Annotated in this window: 16 protein-coding genes; 3 read left to right on the forward strand and 13 right to left on the reverse strand. The window is 37.5% G+C overall.

Annotated elements, in window-relative coordinates; translation table 11 throughout:
- Positions 1–16 precede the first annotated feature (16 nt).
- Positions 17–259: a Fic family protein gene (locus P163_RS13420; RefSeq protein WP_197055455.1), complete on the forward strand. Its 243-nt coding sequence runs from the start codon at positions 17–19 to the stop codon at positions 257–259.
- Between the two features lie 29 nt (positions 260–288).
- On the opposite strand, the gene P163_RS13425 is transcribed toward P163_RS13420, so the two are convergent.
- The 8 genes from P163_RS13425 to P163_RS18205 all read right to left on the reverse strand — a co-directional run bounded on the left by P163_RS13425 (position 289) and on the right by P163_RS18205 (position 7,282).
- Positions 289–1,122 (reverse strand): DUF4138 domain-containing protein, encoded by an 834-nt coding sequence (locus tag P163_RS13425; RefSeq protein ID WP_034892232.1) that lies wholly within the window; start codon positions 1,120–1,122, stop codon positions 289–291.
- 10 nt (positions 1,123–1,132) lie between these two features.
- The gene (gene traM / locus P163_RS13430; RefSeq protein WP_034892235.1) at positions 1,133–2,119 is read right to left on the reverse strand and encodes a conjugative transposon protein TraM; all 987 of its coding nucleotides are present in this window, start codon (positions 2,117–2,119) and stop codon (positions 1,133–1,135) included.
- A gap of 11 nt (positions 2,120–2,130) precedes the next feature.
- Entirely contained in the window at positions 2,131–2,745 is a 615-nt protein-coding gene (locus tag P163_RS13435) for a conjugal transfer protein TraK (protein WP_034892238.1), read from the reverse strand.
- A 78-nt stretch (positions 2,746–2,823) separates the two neighbouring features.
- Positions 2,824–3,669: a hypothetical protein gene (locus P163_RS13440; protein ID WP_369794081.1), complete on the reverse strand. Its 846-nt coding sequence runs from the start codon at positions 3,667–3,669 to the stop codon at positions 2,824–2,826.
- The gene (locus P163_RS13445) at positions 3,669–4,250 is read right to left on the reverse strand and encodes a hypothetical protein (RefSeq protein ID WP_034892241.1); all 582 of its coding nucleotides are present in this window, start codon (positions 4,248–4,250) and stop codon (positions 3,669–3,671) included. Before P163_RS13445 ends, P163_RS13440 begins: the two co-directional genes overlap by 1 nt.
- 29 nt (positions 4,251–4,279) lie before the next feature.
- The gene (locus P163_RS13450) at positions 4,280–6,682 is read right to left on the reverse strand and encodes a TraG family conjugative transposon ATPase (protein WP_034892244.1); all 2,403 of its coding nucleotides are present in this window, start codon (positions 6,680–6,682) and stop codon (positions 4,280–4,282) included.
- A complete protein-coding gene (locus P163_RS13455; protein ID WP_034892247.1) occupies positions 6,669–6,953 on the reverse strand; it encodes a hypothetical protein in 285 nt (94 codons plus the stop codon). Before P163_RS13455 ends, P163_RS13450 begins: the two co-directional genes overlap by 14 nt.
- 41 nt (positions 6,954–6,994) lie before the next feature.
- Positions 6,995–7,282: a hypothetical protein gene (locus P163_RS18205; RefSeq protein ID WP_081891338.1), complete on the reverse strand. Its 288-nt coding sequence runs from the start codon at positions 7,280–7,282 to the stop codon at positions 6,995–6,997.
- 182 nt (positions 7,283–7,464) lie between these two features.
- On the opposite strand from P163_RS18205, the gene P163_RS13465 reads away from it, so the two are divergent.
- Entirely contained in the window at positions 7,465–7,938 is a 474-nt protein-coding gene (locus P163_RS13465) for an N-acetylmuramoyl-L-alanine amidase (protein ID WP_316930078.1), read from the forward strand.
- A 20-nt stretch (positions 7,939–7,958) separates the two neighbouring features.
- Positions 7,959–8,129, forward strand: a complete 171-nt coding sequence (locus tag P163_RS18770; protein ID WP_316930079.1) for a hypothetical protein — start codon at positions 7,959–7,961, stop codon at positions 8,127–8,129.
- Between the two features lie 47 nt (positions 8,130–8,176).
- On the opposite strand, the gene P163_RS13470 is transcribed toward P163_RS18770, so the two are convergent.
- The 5 genes from P163_RS13470 to P163_RS13490 all read right to left on the reverse strand — a co-directional run bounded on the left by P163_RS13470 (position 8,177) and on the right by P163_RS13490 (position 14,750).
- Positions 8,177–11,929 (reverse strand): ATP-binding protein, encoded by a 3,753-nt coding sequence (locus P163_RS13470; protein WP_034892253.1) that lies wholly within the window; start codon positions 11,927–11,929, stop codon positions 8,177–8,179.
- 50 nt (positions 11,930–11,979) lie between these two features.
- Positions 11,980–12,642: an ATPase gene (locus P163_RS13475; RefSeq protein WP_034892256.1), complete on the reverse strand. Its 663-nt coding sequence runs from the start codon at positions 12,640–12,642 to the stop codon at positions 11,980–11,982.
- Entirely contained in the window at positions 12,626–13,228 is a 603-nt protein-coding gene (locus P163_RS13480; protein WP_316930080.1) for a hypothetical protein, read from the reverse strand. The genes P163_RS13475 and P163_RS13480 overlap by 17 nt, the downstream gene beginning before the upstream one ends.
- A 155-nt stretch (positions 13,229–13,383) precedes the next feature.
- Positions 13,384–13,665: a helix-turn-helix domain-containing protein gene (locus tag P163_RS13485; protein WP_034892262.1), complete on the reverse strand. Its 282-nt coding sequence runs from the start codon at positions 13,663–13,665 to the stop codon at positions 13,384–13,386.
- Between the two features lie 251 nt (positions 13,666–13,916).
- Positions 13,917–14,750: an RteC domain-containing protein gene (locus P163_RS13490; RefSeq protein WP_034892266.1), complete on the reverse strand. Its 834-nt coding sequence runs from the start codon at positions 14,748–14,750 to the stop codon at positions 13,917–13,919.
- Positions 14,751–14,808: the final 58 nt, after the last annotated feature.

Consider the following 14,808-nt stretch of genomic DNA (forward strand, 5'->3'; position numbering starts at 1 on the left):
CGGTAACCAAATTACCCTGCAAGAGACCCCGCAAGTCACCCCGCAAGTTCAAGACCTCTTAAATGTGATTAATGGTGAAGATAGCAGAAGTGAGATGCAATATCATTTAGGACTTTCCGATAGAGAAAATTTTAGAAAAAATTATTTGCAACTTACCCTTGCCGAAGGCTTGATTGAAATGACCATTCCCGAGAAACCACAAAGTAGTAAACAGCGTTATAGGCTGACTTCCAGGGGTGTAAACGCCAGAAAAATTTAAACTTTTAAAGTCGGAATTTTTCAAAATTATCAATTAGGGTTATTAATAAACCGATGGGAGATCTTTAGTTTTAAATTACGTTCCCCATCCTTTTCATTAAGTTCCAATATCGCCCTCCTTTCTTTAGACAAGGAAAATTTTGGCAACACATAAACCAATCTTGCGGTTTGGTTTTTTCCAATCTTAGCCGGTAAATTATAGCTGAAAACCGGTTCCTGGTATAAGCGTTGTAAGGATTTCTTCTTTCCTTTTTTACGGGTTTCAATCGCCAGGTTTAAGAAATTAAGATCATAATCCAGGCTGGATCTATTCTCAATTTCGATCACAAAATAGAGCTGCTCCTTATTAAAAACGATATTCTCAACACTTAAAATAATACCGTTCTTGCTTTTTTTTATGCGGCCCAGGCGCTGCTTTTTACTAAGCAGGTAGCTGCAGAATCTGCGGTAATGATCTTCCTTCTTGTTTAAGTTCTTTTGCGGTTTTTTGTCCTTAACTGAATCCTTGACAACTGGCTTTTCTTTTCCAATACTTTCCGCTTCAGGGATAAAATAGTTCAGCCGGGAAAGCTGTTTTTTATACTTCAGGATATAGGAGAATACCGAACCATTTGTTCCGATAACAAGTAAATTACTTTCTCTGCCGGGCTTGGCCTGCAGCAGTCCGAAGTGTTGCTGCTTTTCCCGGTTGTAGGTAAAGACAAAATGCTCAGCACCGATAAGCCCCTGGCTAATCGCTTCAGGAAAAAATAGCGCAACATTTTTATGATCATTAGCGTAGATAGTGTCCAGTTTTTCCTGGGTTTGTGCACTGGTAATAATAAAAACTAGTAGAGAGGCCTTGGTTAAAATATACTTTTTCATAATGATTGTTTTATTGGTTAGCCAATCCCCAGTTTGATTCAGGTCTGCTGGCCTTGAGAATTAATCTGTAATTATTTAGAATGGTTACTTTTACATTTCGGTTATTTCTGCGAAATACTTTGCTTATTCCACTGACCTGGGGTACACTTGGGATATTAATATCACCGATTACATCATCCAGGACTTCCGTGGCTACTTCCGCCCGGAAATTATTCTCGATGTAAATACCTTCGCTACCATCTTCAAGGTCAAAGGCTTTTAAGCTAGTTTGATGCTTATTGATATTTTCGATCTCGATCAGGACCCGATTTGGCTGAAAACTCACAAAGCCGAAAACCGGGGTGTTTTTGGGGATAAATTTGTCACCAATACTGGCAGGCTGGGCAAGCCGCATTCGAAGCCTGGAATTGGCTTTGACTACCTGGGTGCCATCGATCACCACTTTAATTTCCTTATCGGTAGTACTTGTTATACGATCCTTAGCTTCTTTGGGAGCAGATGCAAAGAATAATTGATGTTCCAAACCCATTTCTTTGGCTTCGATTTCTCGCTTTTCTTCAATTTCCGCAGTATCTACTTTTGGTACTGTTTTTATTAGGCTCGGGCTGCTATTCTCCGGAGGGCTGGTTAGCCGGGTTTGTGTAAGGTTTGCAATTTGTGCTTGCCGGGCTTTTCCCAATTCATAAATACTATCGATCTTGCGCTCTTTTTCTTTTTCCAAAAGCTCGGTGTCGTAATAGCCTAAAGAGTCCAAAAACGTTTCATCATAAATACTTGGCGCATTCTTATCCCGAACTTCTTTGAGGTTATCAATAGCCTCCAGTTTAGAATCATAGGTTTGCTGGCTTTCTTCTTCAAGGGCTGGGATTTCCGTTTGCCTGAGGTTTTCCTGTTGCTCTTCATCCTCCCCGGTGATCATTATGGTATAGGTGACAAGAAAAATCACAATGACCACCAGGACGCTAATGAATACGATTTTGTTCTTTTCAATTTTCATCGGTTCTAATTTTAATTTTGTGAGGGTACTTTTCTTAAACTGTTTTCGAAATAATCCGTAATGAGGAGCCCGTGTGGGTTATGGGGGAAGTGACGATCTACGATGAGTAGTTTTCCCGTGGTAACCAGTTCGTAGGTATCCACAATGCTGCCGCGGTTGATCTCGAAAATAACGGTAGTTTTAAAATGAAACGATTCCTCCTTTTCTTCCAGCTGCGAATCGATCGTTAATACCTTTTGGACCAGCGAGTACTGCAATAAGCGGTTGTAAACCCCTTCGGCCTTTTTCTGCCTGTATAGGTTGTCTACCGAACTATTGCCCAGCCATAATGCTTTTTCCAGGTTTTTCTCATAATTGCTGGCATCAATATTATAGAAGTAGGTGTGAAACAGCTCCAAATGAGCCAGGGCTTCTACTCGGAAGTTTTCTTTTTGGGTCACCAGCTTTAAGGGAATGATGCTCCCATCGGTATTGATGGCAAAGGCGCTGTTTAATGCCATATTCCTTGTGGAGATGGCCATCCAAATAGCAAAGACACTACAAAACAGCGAACAAAGTACTACGGCCAGTACTATAAAGCGGTTGAGCCTTAATATCGAATAGATATTTTTATATGGTGTTTTCATTTTTGAACTATTTTTTATGACTAAATAGGTTATATCGAAGCTTATTAAAAGAACCATTTTAGATTCTCTTTATAGGCTTCACGTGGTGAACAGTCTTAGGGTAAAAGAAATGGCCCGTCGGTAGAGTTTGAATTTTAAAAACACGATAAAAACTATCGAACCCATTTCTATAACCGGGGCGAAAAAACCGCTCCCGTAATCTGTACCAAATAGGTTTTCCCAGAAATTGGTGTTGATTTCCGTATAAAGGGCGTTGATAAACACATTAACCAGGAAGAAAGCCGGAACCAGCATATACACTGCGGCATACAACCTGAAAAATCCATAGGCCATCGAACGGAACTTTTCAATTACCGCCAGACTAAGCACCAGCGGAAAAAAGGCTTGCATAATTCCAAGGAGGAAATAACGCTCTGCCAAAAATAGCGGGTAGATGAATAAATCAAGGATCCATAAAAACAGGCTGATTAGAAATGCAAAGGTTTTAAAGCCGTAGAGGGGAGTCACCAGGGCTTCATAAAGTAAAGCCATGGCTTTACGCATCGCCCCCATAGGGGAGACATCTTCCTCGATGGGAATTTCCTGCATTTGCAAGGGGAGAAGGGCAGGGGCGGTATCGCGGTACTGATTTTCAATAGCTACGAGAATACTGTCAAAGAACCCCAGGATTTGGGTTGAGAAAATAACCAGCAGTACCACTGCAAAATTTTTAGCCAGATCCCCGGGTGAAAGCCCCCAGGTATAGCCCTGTCTATCAGCTACGCCTTCATTATACTTTTTAAGGATGTTTACTAAAAAGAAGAGTACCGCCAAAGTTTTCATGCCCACGATGGTGTACTGTGAAAACTCGCTCTCCTGGATGGTTTGGAAAACGCTATCGAGATATTCGACGCCTACAGCCAGTATGATTACCCCGCTAATCATCAAAAGCCTGTTTCCCGGTTATTGATCTTATCCTGCATTTTCCTAAAGGAAATGATCTCGCGGTAGCGTTTAGTCTTTAACCGCACATCGATGACCATTTCTTTGGACTCGAGTTCTTTTTGTTTTAAAACTTGAGCCCGCTCGGCATCACTCATTTTTAAATGATCACTCGATAAAATCTCATCGATAAAGCTTGCGGTCTCCAGGGAGTTTTCAACCACGGCACTGAAGGATTCGGTAACACGGCTTACTTCTTCTGGCTTGATATAGGGGGAGTTCAAAATATCCCGAAGGTCGTCCTGCATCACCGCAATAAGACGCTGATTGTTACGACCGATCTCGCGCACAGCTTTTAAATTCTGTACCACGCTATTGACTTTTTCAATATTTTCCTTCTGTGCTTTTAAGAAGTTAACGGTCTTGACCAGGTTGGCGGTTTGCTTGGCCGATTCCACCAGGGATTTGACCAGGCTGACAAAGTTCGTGTTATCGTACACCGGCATCCCCTGGCAGGCAGCGCCTGCGGGCAAGCATAATGCTAATGCCAGTGTGAGTAACCAGGTTTTGTGATTGTTTTTCATATCGAATTGTTTTAAATATTAAGGAGTGTTTAGGATTGCCTGATGAATTCCTTGATAGCCTTTTCCATATTTTTTGTCTCATTATAAATGGCCATGATGGCCTCGTTTTCGGTTCCGTCGGTGAGATAGGCAGCATAAACTTCGGGTGGTACTTCCAGGCGGAAAATGTTGCTTTCCTTGCCGATCTTAATGAAGATCTCGGTGTACTTGCGCTTGCCGGTCAAATTATTCCTGATCGATTTCAACTGGTTGAGATCGTGGCTGGAGAGGCTTAAGCGCCTAGCTAGTTCTTCATAACCTTTTTCATTGTTCAGGCTGTAGACCACCTGGGTGTTTTCCAGGATGCTTGAGGAAGTAGCGTTATTAGGGAGCTGGTTTATGGATTGTAGGATGATTCCAATGGCCCCGTTTTGTTTACGAATCGCCTGGTAATAGAATTCCACGCTTTCCAGGACATTTTCAAACTTGAGTTGTTTGGCAAATTCATCAAAGAGGATAATTCCTTTTTCGGCCCGGTTTTTCCAGATGGTGCGTTGGATGGCCGATTTTATCAGTTTGAGCATCACCGAGAGGATCTCTTTATTGTCTTTGACTTCATCGAGTTCAAAGACAATCAGCCGCTTATCTTCGATCTTGTAAGTTTGATCTTCGCTAACTTCAAATAAGAAACTGTATAGACCATCGCCGACATACTCCGAGAGCACGTGCAAAAAGTTGGTTACATTGAAGTAGTCGGGATGGATTTTAAGGGGTTCCAGCAGCTCATCTTTTCGCTGCTCGATAAAACGGTAAAAACTATCTAAGGAATGGTTTTTCGTGGTGTTTTTGTAATAGTAACGGAGGATCTTTTTAATGGCTACGGATTGTGCTTTGGTAACTTTATCATTTGCAGCAATGAGTTCTAATAGAAACACCGAAAGATCTTCCAGCCACTCAGGACTTACATCGTCGGGATTGGATATGTAAAAAGGATTGATCCCTAAGTTCTTTCCGCTCTGGTAGCGCAATACAGTGTAATTATCAGGATAGAGTTTAGCGAACTTGGTATAAGAACCCCCAAGATCGATAATCACCAGCCGTACCCCGTTTTCAAAATATTGACGTAGAATGTTATTGGCCAAAAAGGATTTTCCTTCCCCGGTCGGGGCAAAAATGGCAAAATTGCGCGCCTTGATCCGTTTCTTCCCCTTGTCCCATACATCTTTTAGTACTGGAATGTTATGCTCACGGTCATTAAAAATGATGCCGGTAGGGTCCGATTTGTAATTCGTGTTATTGATAAGGAGGCACAAGGCATGTTTCAAATCGGTCACATAAAGATCTTCATCGGAAAAATTGGAAGCGTGGCAGCAGTAGCTGTTCAGTAGGTAATTCTTTCGTTCCTCGCCGCGTGGAGCATAAGGGATGATATCCAGTTCCTTGAACTCAGCCTTAATTTTAGAGGCAATGCCTTCCAAATTACGAGGATCCCGATCCCAAAAAATGACATTAAGATGGCCCCGGATAATCCGCGCGTTCTCATCGCTATTGATCTTCTCCAGGATTTCCTGGATCTTTCCAAGAACAACTTTGTTATGAGAGCCAAAGTTGGAACTTTTGCTAAGCTCTTCTACTTTTTTATCCAGTAGCTTGCGCCACTTGTGTTTATCATCCAGGTAGAGGATATGGTTGACTATATGGTTCTCTCTTAAATGAAGCCCCAGCCCATCAATAAACCCCTGGTGAAATACAAAATCATCGGATGTGAATTTCTCATTGGTTTTGCTCGACTGTACCCTTTCGCCAAAGCACAGCTCGCTATTGATAGCCAGGGCATCAAAATAATTGTCCCCCGTTTGAATATGTTGTTTTTGGAGTAGGAAATCGGTATCGAAACCCTCATTGAAACCATTGAAGTACTCGGAAGTTAGGCTGGTGATTTCTTCTGATGGTATTGCTTTTATAGAAACCTTTCGGCTGTTAGCAATAAAGGAAACACAATCGTTTACCGAGCCGATAAAGCTTTTAACGTTGGCATCCAGTTCCCTGACAATTTCTTTGGAAACTTTTCGAAAAGGATTTACATATTTGGAGTTGTTTAAAGCTTTGTTCCTGGTCAGGGTAAAAAATATTAAAGAGCGGTGTGCTATATACTCCCGATCTTTAAAATAATCACTGGTGGCCTTTTCCAAAAAGGTTTTGTTTGGTAGTGTCGCTGCAGTGAATGCCTTTTTCTCATAAATATCCTGCTTATGCACTACTGTACCCACCGGCAGGGATTTAAGCGCCTGGAACCAGGTGGCGTGCAGGTCTTCAAAATCTTTTTCCGATAAGGAGTAAATTTCAGGTAGGTCCAGCTGATAACACAGCACAACGTTACCGTTTCTGGAAAAAATGATATTATCCCGGATATCGGCAATTGGCCAGTGGGAGGAAAGATTAATCTTCTTCATAATCGATACCTGAGTTTCTTTTATTACTAATCATTTTTGGAAATACCCCGGTCATCTGTAGAAAATCCAGGAGCCTGCTGATAAGGTTTAACCCGATATACAAGAATGCATTAAAGAGCAGGGCGCTGATAATCACACCCAGACTGAAGGAGAAAATGATCACCAGTAGGGACGCGATTATCGAAAGCATCATTAGTGCAAATAGGGGAAGGGAAAGCCCAAAGATGATGGCACCCTTTCGAATATTCCTATAAGGAGTATATTTTTTCATAATTGTTCCTTTATTTCTTTAAATGTCGCTTAGCGACCGACTTAAACTACAATGCTGATCAAATAAGTGAAGATGCCTACCACGGCGCCTGCGATAAGTACAAAGACCAACACCCGGGTTATTCCTTTTTTGAGATCGGAATTTTCCCCAAAGAAATGGCCGGCATTAAAAAGGAACCCGACCAGGAAGATTACTCCAAGGATGATTGGAAATATATTCCTTATAGTATCGGAAATATCGGCAACGGAATCTTCGATCCCACCGATTTGCGCAAAAACGCTCGTAGAAAGCAACGATAAAACAGTTGCCATAGAGATAGATTTTTTCATAACTGAAAGTTTTAAGTTTTGACTCGTTTTCGTTATGAGAAAATTAGAAATTTAATGTCTTAAATAATTGAAAATCAGTAAATTGTGAATAAAATATTATTTATATAAGATTGATTTTCAATGATTTCATTTGGCATTAAATTTTATGGGATTATAGAAGGAGGTGGTTAATAACTCGGAAAATGAAAATGAAAAAAGTGCTCAAAAACGTCAGTTTTATGATTTTGCTTCTGAATATGTGCATCATTTTTAGACAGGAAACTGGATTAAAAAAAAGAATAGTAATTAATGTGGGTCAGGGTGGAAAAGATTCCGGTGCCATCGGAATAAATGGAATTAAAGAAAAGAATGTTGTGTTGAATATTGGCTTGGAAATTTTAAGGCTCAACGAAAAGTCAGAGGCACCATTGAATTTATACTTGATTCGGTATAACGACACGCTTATTTCATTATCGGATAGAACAAAACTTGCTAAAGTTCTGAATGCTGACTTGTTTCTTTCGTTGAATTGTAATCATTCTCATAATGCTATTGCAAGGGGGATCGAGGTGTACGTTGGAGAAACTCACTCTGAATATTCAAAAGAGTCTGTTTGGTTTGCCTATCAATTGCAGAATCAAATTAAAAAGCATTTAGGCTTTGATGTAGGGGCTTGAAGTTTACTAATTTTCAGGTATTGCGGGAAACGATTAATTATTTTCCTTCGGTATTCGTAGAATTGGGGTTTTTGAGTAATGGAGAGGAAAACGGTTATTTTCAAAAGCCTAAGAACCTTCAAGTTTTGGCATTCGTGATATGGGAAAGTTTAATCAAAAATTTAGAAAGTTATGAGAGAATTGGGAATTGAGGTGATAAAATGTATTCGCAAAATAGTACTAGAAATAATAGGGCATATTAGAAGTCGGAAGGTCTTATGAATTTTTGCATTCGCTCATGTTCTGCGTGATTATGTTCTGATTGAATTATCTTTTTTATAAATGCTTTGATTGGAATGATCTCAATCACCATTTTGGATTTTTCGACTATGGCCAGAATCCTTTCCCACCTTTTTGCGTGTAATACACCCCAATTAACCTCACCCATTTGTACTCCTGGATTTCCTGGCCAATCTATTTGTTTGAAAAATTCTACATTGCTATTTAAATCAAGAAAGAAAAGTAGTAATTCTTCAAATTTATCATTGAATTGCTTTCTGATTATATCAAATATGACTTCAATCTGTTTACGATTTTCTTGATTATTTGTAATATATGATTTCAAGAAATTTAAGGCGTTTTTAGACTGTATTGTATCCAATTCATTAAATAATACGGATACGGAATGACCACCCAAACCAAAATAAGGTTCTGCATCTACTAGAAATTCGATTACAGCAGATATTTCTTTAAATCTATCTGAAGTGTCCCATATAAATCCAATTTTCAAATTGTCATTCCTACGCCCCAAATCATATTTCGAATAGAACACGTTGAAGAAATCAAATAAGAATTCAGGATAGGATACATAGAGGTTTTTAAATCCTTTCTTTTCATAATCAAAAGTAAAACTGGTCTTACCTAGTGTGTATTGCTGAAAATATAGTTTGCTCATTAGAGCGTAATCATCCTTAAGTTGATCAAAGCCATCCGTATATGGATATTCTGAGGTTCGTAAATTAATCCCTTCCTCAATTTTCTGCGATATAATATATAAAATTTCTTTTATGGCATCCGTTTTAACCAAGTTGAACTTTTTGTATTCTTGAATATAGAGATATGCGTTACAGTCGATGCTCTTAAGAGTGGATTTTAAATTATCGTAATAATTATTGTTGACGAAATCCGAAGGGAGTCGTTCGAAAAAAGTCAATTTCCAATAAATGGAATTCTCACCGCTCCAATTTTCTAATATGCTCCAGAGTTTCTTAGAGTTTAGTTTGGAACTTTTTACAATGACACTAATAGTTCGGTAAAGGCATCTAATCTTATAATTCTTGTTTAAATATTCTTCTAAAAGTTGCAATCCTATATCTTCGTCTTGCAAAAAATTTTCTTCGAAAATTACCTCTAGCGACTTTTCTATCTGCGAATGATTTCGATCAATAATTGCCTGAGAATTATTTATACAATCAAAAAAAGCAGGAAAATCATTAATTGATTGAAAGGTGAAATTCTGTTTTAAATCATCTGACTTTACTCTCTCATATTCACGCCAATCTTCAAATTCATATTCCTCTTTGTCCCTGAACCTATTCCAATCCAATTTTCTAAAATTTTTGTAGGCTTTTGTATTAAATGCAGATTCTAATTCATTAAAAATCTCCCCATCAATTCTATCTTCATTTTTTAATGATATTGATAAGTCATTTGCCGAATGAGATTCAATAAATGATTGGGGGGAAAAATTTTCTAGAATAAAAGGTATAAGAAACGACAGGTCATATTCCAATAGCTTGGGAGTTCTTTTTCTATATCCAGGGCGAAAATTATTTATTGATTTAATAACCTTGCTTCGGTAGTTGTCAAATAAAGTAAAGAGCGTTTTCCAAATTGTAGCCCTTAGTAATTCTATTTCTTTAGTCTGAGGTATAGGATAATCGTAAAAGGTAATTGTGTGTTTTCTTCCACCGTGTACTATATGAAATGAATGTTGAAGAAATGTTTCGGAAACAGCAAAAAAAGCTATACAGAAATGCTCTTTTCCTTTGGCAATTCTTGAACACATAAGTTCTATGAATTTACTTTGGCGGGCAAAGCCATACCGTTCGTCACGTTCATCGAATAAAAGAGTTTCCCGAATCCTTCGAATGAATTCTGGCAGATGTTCTGGCTTCTTTCTTATATATTCAAATGCCAGTATTACTGCGGGTTCAAAAGATTCAGTTTGATGGCGAAAGAATCTGGTTAGAAAATCAAGAGTTTGTTCTTTACTATGTACAAAATCATTCGTTTCATATTCTGTAAGATATTTTGGATTCTCTGGCTCCGATAGATTATTTATTTTCTGCCCGAAATAACTTAATACGTCTTCAGGTTTATAAAACCAAAATTGGTCCAAAAAAGTCAAAGTTTTGTTTTCATCATTTTGAATTCTTACCAAATATTTATCTAGTGCAGGATTTATTTTTGAAAAAACCTTATCGTATCCAAAAGAATTGTTGGCTGGAATTATTGTATCGGTATACCTATGTTTGTAACCATCAAAATAGTTAAAGAGTAATTTGTCAAAAGATAAGAGACCATCTTTAATAAAGACCAAGTAGAAAAAGTATGTGGCCATTACCTGTTCAGATATCCGAATGTGGTTGTATTGAACTTCTACTAATTCTTTTTTATGCAATTCCTCTACAGCTTCATTAAATTTATAGTAGTCAATCTCAAAATTCTCTAAAATCGTTTCAATTACATCTTTGTCTTCCCTATTTATTGTGAAAAAGAATGAAATCAAACCAAGAACTTGCATCTGAACCTTATTCTGAAATATATCTAAGTCTGAAGTTACATTTTTAAAATATGTATCATAGAGCTCGGTAACATCTCCTGCTAAGAATTCATATTGTTTATCGAGTGCGATTTTAGCACCCATTATGGCTAGTCTTGCATTGCCATCGGATAATTCGACGATTTTCTTCTGATACTTAGAATTCTGAATACCAAATGATTCACTTTCAAGTAATTGAACAATCTCTTCGTCTGAAAATTTTGGAATGTCAATTGTTTCATTATCAAAAACAAACGATTCTTTAAGAATGTCTGTTAAGGCATAATTTCTGACAGTTAAAACTAATTTAATTTTCCCTTTTCGGACTTCTTTAAAGACACCAAAAAGTTGTTGTAGGTTTATAAGTTGTCTGTTAGCATCATCTACAAATAAAATGTAGTCATTATCCTGTTGTAATTGTATTTTTAAATCTTCGTAGATATCCACATCCTTTTTAACAATAACATAGGGAGTATATGAGGTATTCTGCTCTAAAAACTGGTCAATTGATTTAAGAGCAATCTTTGTTTTTCCAACTCCTGCGGCTCCAGAAATAATTACGAGGTCTGATTCATTAATCGCATCATTTATCTGTTTCAATTCATTTTCACGATGCAGAAATACGTTATCTAGTGGAGTAGATAAATTATTCGCTTTGTTATTGTATTCTGCTATAAATCCTGAAAGTGTTTGTATTTGTCCTGTTTCTAATTTTATGTCCAAAAATTCTCTAGCGAGGAGGAGGTATTTGGAGAGTATTTCAAGAGCTAATGTATCGACTCCAATCAATTCCAGTTTTATATTTTTGGATTGAGCATATTCCTGTATTTTAACCTCTTGGGCAGTTTTTAATCTTCCGTTAAAACAAATTATAATTCTGTCTATTTGTTTAGAGGCAACTTTGGTAATTGATCCGTCCAAACACTTATCAATATCCTCTTTCATTTTTTCTGGTAATGAAGAAGATTGCGTTGTGTGTTCAACATAACCCAATTTATTGTTAGACAAACGGATAAATGAATCCGGCGTACCTTTTACGGTTTTCTCTTTCCCAAATTGGCTGCCAGTACGTTCAATACTTGTAAATTCTCGCTCTCTTAGGACTAAGTATGTATCGCAAAGATTTTGAAATCTTGCACTGTTTATTTGGTGAAGTCTATTCTCAATATCTTGAAGTCTACCAGACATAATATTCAATATTTGAAATTAAAGATAGATCCAAGTTACTAAAAACTCATCTACTTCCTCTTATCCCCAGCATTCCTATCAAAAGCTACTAAATTAAATAATTCACGCATCCGGCTACGAACACGGTTACCATATCGTTCTTCCAGTTCTTCTGCATTTAAATTCGTAGTGGCGTGGGTCCTTAGCTTTTTACGGGTCTCAAGGAAGAGTTCATACCGGGATAACAGCACTTCACCCATAACGTTTAGATCCTTACCATAGAATCTTCCAGGGGGTTCTACGCCAAGGTCATCAAAACAAAAAAACTTAGTATCGCCATAATCCTTAATAGTTTTATAGCCTATATGGTTGAAACTAAATGTAACATTTCGGCAGGGAATCATTTCATAAGGACGCTGCCTGGGAGCCAAATGCCTTAGGAGCTTCATTAGAGAAGTCTTACCACATCCTACAGGCCCGGACAGTAATATTCCCTTTTCTAGATCGAGACCATATTTTTTACAGATTGCTTCATCCCGGATGAAATAGGAGGTGAGTTTTAAGAGAATAGCCTTGTCTTCTTTGTAAATCTTAAATTGCTTTCCAAAAAGTAGCTTGCCCTTAGCATCGAGATATTTTAAAATTTTGGGAAAGTCATAATGAACGCAAGTCCCATCGAATTTCCCCAGGGAATACTCCACACCGCCTTCGGTTATTTTAGAGGGGTTGTCCATAATCTTTATTTTTAGTGGTTCGCAAGTTGTCCCGGAAATGGGACACCTCCTGCTTTTTATTTAATCTATTTTTTTCTTTCATAAACGATTTTTGTTCGACCCAATATTTTGCTAGAGCTCTCCAATCTCTCACGTCAGAACCATCGCTTGTCTGCCACTGCCTGTCTTCATAGTACTCGTAAAACTCTTTTCCATCATCAGGATTAAAATTTTTATCATTAAAAAAATCTAAAACTATCTGCAAGCTGTTTGGTTGTTTATTATGTTTTATTGGTTTAGTATTGTTTATAGTAGATACCAATACTTGTCCACCTGAGGGACGCTGCGAGTACACAGCTTGTTCATTATTGGGAGGGTACCGGTTCACTACTGGTTCTCGTATGGGATGGTAGCGTTCCGCAAGATGTTCTAATTTGGGATCGTAATAGTCTTCTGCAGGTTCATCACCTGTCCCAATAATGGCCATCTTAATTTTACTGCCTTTGTAAGGATTATTTGATGGGAAGTAGCAAAGGTATTCCCAGTTATCAAGATCGGTTACACACCTGTGATAGGTAGATTTAGAACCGATCTTGGCTACTTGCATTAAATCCCTGCGGTTTACAAAAAAATCCTTTGCAAACCGGCTACTATTCCATTCCTGGAATAAGGCCATATATAAGCTAATATGGGTAGGATTCAAGCGATCATCATAATAGAACTTCTCAAAAGCGGCGTTTAATTGCTTGATATAGTTCATTGCTATAGATCTAAATTAAGTACACGATTCTCTTCCATGACCTTTTGAATTTCAGCAGCATCGTAATAAATAATACCTCCTATCTTAGTATAGGGTAGCGTCCCATTTATTCGTAAATTTTGAAGCGTTCCCGGGCTTATTTGTAAATAATCCATGACCTCTGCAGATTTCAGGTATTTTTTTATTTTACCTGATTTTTGCTGGTTCAACAGTTGTTTAATGTCTTCGAGTAATTCCATTTTGAAATCCTGAAGATCGTCTGTAGTAATAATTGATGTTGGCATAATAGAACAAATTTTATGGCTCGGAACATTTCATTTGTTTGTTCCTGACCTGGTTTATAATTGTTCTATAAAATTGAAATTGTTTGCAGGAAATAATTCCCTAGGTTTTTCGTAGTACGAAAAAGTTTAACGTTTAATAGAAAATGACGAGGATTGCTATAATTTGAGGTAAAGGTAGGAGGGAAGTAGCAGAAATTCTTTGTAAAATTAATGTAGAGCTGATTTTCGTAGTTACGATTTACTTCGAAAATTCACCTTTCATCATCCTGGCGCATTTTTGCTTCCAATTTTGCAGCTATTTGGTGAAGATATTTACTTCTAGGATCTTTTCTGGCTCTCATCTCACCATATGTTTTATGATAGTTATCGAGCTTAATATTAAAAAAATCTTCAAAGGCAGAGATAAGCGTTTTAAGATCCGCAGTCCCATGGTTGATATCTCCTTTAAGATATAAACTATAGATTACCTCTACTAAAGAAGTTTTGGATCCGGACCATCGTAATAAATTTGGTTGGCGTTCCCGGAAATTCCCAATGCTTCCGGGCTGTATCAATTCTAATTTCTCTCGGATATAATGGATGTACCTGTATAAAGCCTGGACTTTAGACCAAAGCATATCGTGGCTGGTCGAAAATTCAGGATTTTGATAATAGTTAATAGTTGGGCTAAAGGAGAAATCCATTTTTCCACTGCGACTGAAAAATTGTGGATCCAGGTAATTGTGGTTTTGCTCCATATAGTTGACAAAACTGTTATTTTCAGAAAAAAATCTATTGATCTTTTTAATCTCCTTTTCCAAATAACGAACTTTATGAGAGTTACCGACTTTCGGGAGCTTTAATTCACAAGACCTGACTTCGGTAAAATAAATAAGATAGCTCATCGGGAAAGGTTTTATATTTTTAAAAAACTCAATTTCCGCTTGAGTATTTTCAAAATCATTCTTATCAACTTGCTTTTGTAATTTGGAAAGAATTTTAATACATAAACTAATGCCATCTTCAGCTTTCTTCAAATCAGATTTACCTGACTGAATTAGGCTTTCAACATTTTCGCTGAATATAGACATTGTTTTCTCGAACATGAGATTTGTATTTAATAAAAACAAATAATGCCTTTGCTGTGCTATTTTCAATACGGCT

Source organism: Gillisia sp. Hel_I_29 (genome assembly GCF_000744275.1).
GTDB lineage: Bacteria > Bacteroidota > Bacteroidia > Flavobacteriales > Flavobacteriaceae > Gillisia.

Excerpts from the sequence above, each read along its gene's own strand:
- P163_RS13470 (WP_034892253.1), bottom strand. The coding sequence starts at position 11,929 with ATGTCTGGTAGACTTCAAGATATTGAGAATAGACTTCACCAAATAAAC.
- P163_RS13490 (WP_034892266.1), bottom strand. The coding sequence starts at position 14,750 with ATGTTCGAGAAAACAATGTCTATATTCAGCGAAAATGTTGAAAGCCTA.
- P163_RS13475 (WP_034892256.1), bottom strand. The coding sequence starts at position 12,642 with ATGGACAACCCCTCTAAAATAACCGAAGGCGGTGTGGAGTATTCCCTG.
- P163_RS13425 (WP_034892232.1), bottom strand. The coding sequence starts at position 1,122 with ATGAAAAAGTATATTTTAACCAAGGCCTCTCTACTAGTTTTTATTATT.
- P163_RS13440 (WP_369794081.1), bottom strand. The coding sequence starts at position 3,669 with ATGATTAGCGGGGTAATCATACTGGCTGTAGGCGTCGAATATCTCGAT.
- P163_RS13435 (WP_034892238.1), bottom strand. The coding sequence starts at position 2,745 with ATGAAAACACCATATAAAAATATCTATTCGATATTAAGGCTCAACCGC.
- P163_RS13465 (WP_316930078.1), top strand. The coding sequence starts at position 7,465 with ATGAAAATGAAAAAAGTGCTCAAAAACGTCAGTTTTATGATTTTGCTT.
- P163_RS13445 (WP_034892241.1), bottom strand. The coding sequence starts at position 4,250 with ATGAAAAACAATCACAAAACCTGGTTACTCACACTGGCATTAGCATTA.
- traM (WP_034892235.1), bottom strand. The coding sequence starts at position 2,119 with ATGAAAATTGAAAAGAACAAAATCGTATTCATTAGCGTCCTGGTGGTC.
- P163_RS13455 (WP_034892247.1), bottom strand. The coding sequence starts at position 6,953 with ATGAAAAAATATACTCCTTATAGGAATATTCGAAAGGGTGCCATCATC.
- P163_RS18205 (WP_081891338.1), bottom strand. The coding sequence starts at position 7,282 with ATGAAAAAATCTATCTCTATGGCAACTGTTTTATCGTTGCTTTCTACG.
- P163_RS13450 (WP_034892244.1), bottom strand. The coding sequence starts at position 6,682 with ATGAAGAAGATTAATCTTTCCTCCCACTGGCCAATTGCCGATATCCGG.
- P163_RS13480 (WP_316930080.1), bottom strand. The coding sequence starts at position 13,228 with ATGCAAGTAGCCAAGATCGGTTCTAAATCTACCTATCACAGGTGTGTA.
- P163_RS13485 (WP_034892262.1), bottom strand. The coding sequence starts at position 13,665 with ATGCCAACATCAATTATTACTACAGACGATCTTCAGGATTTCAAAATG.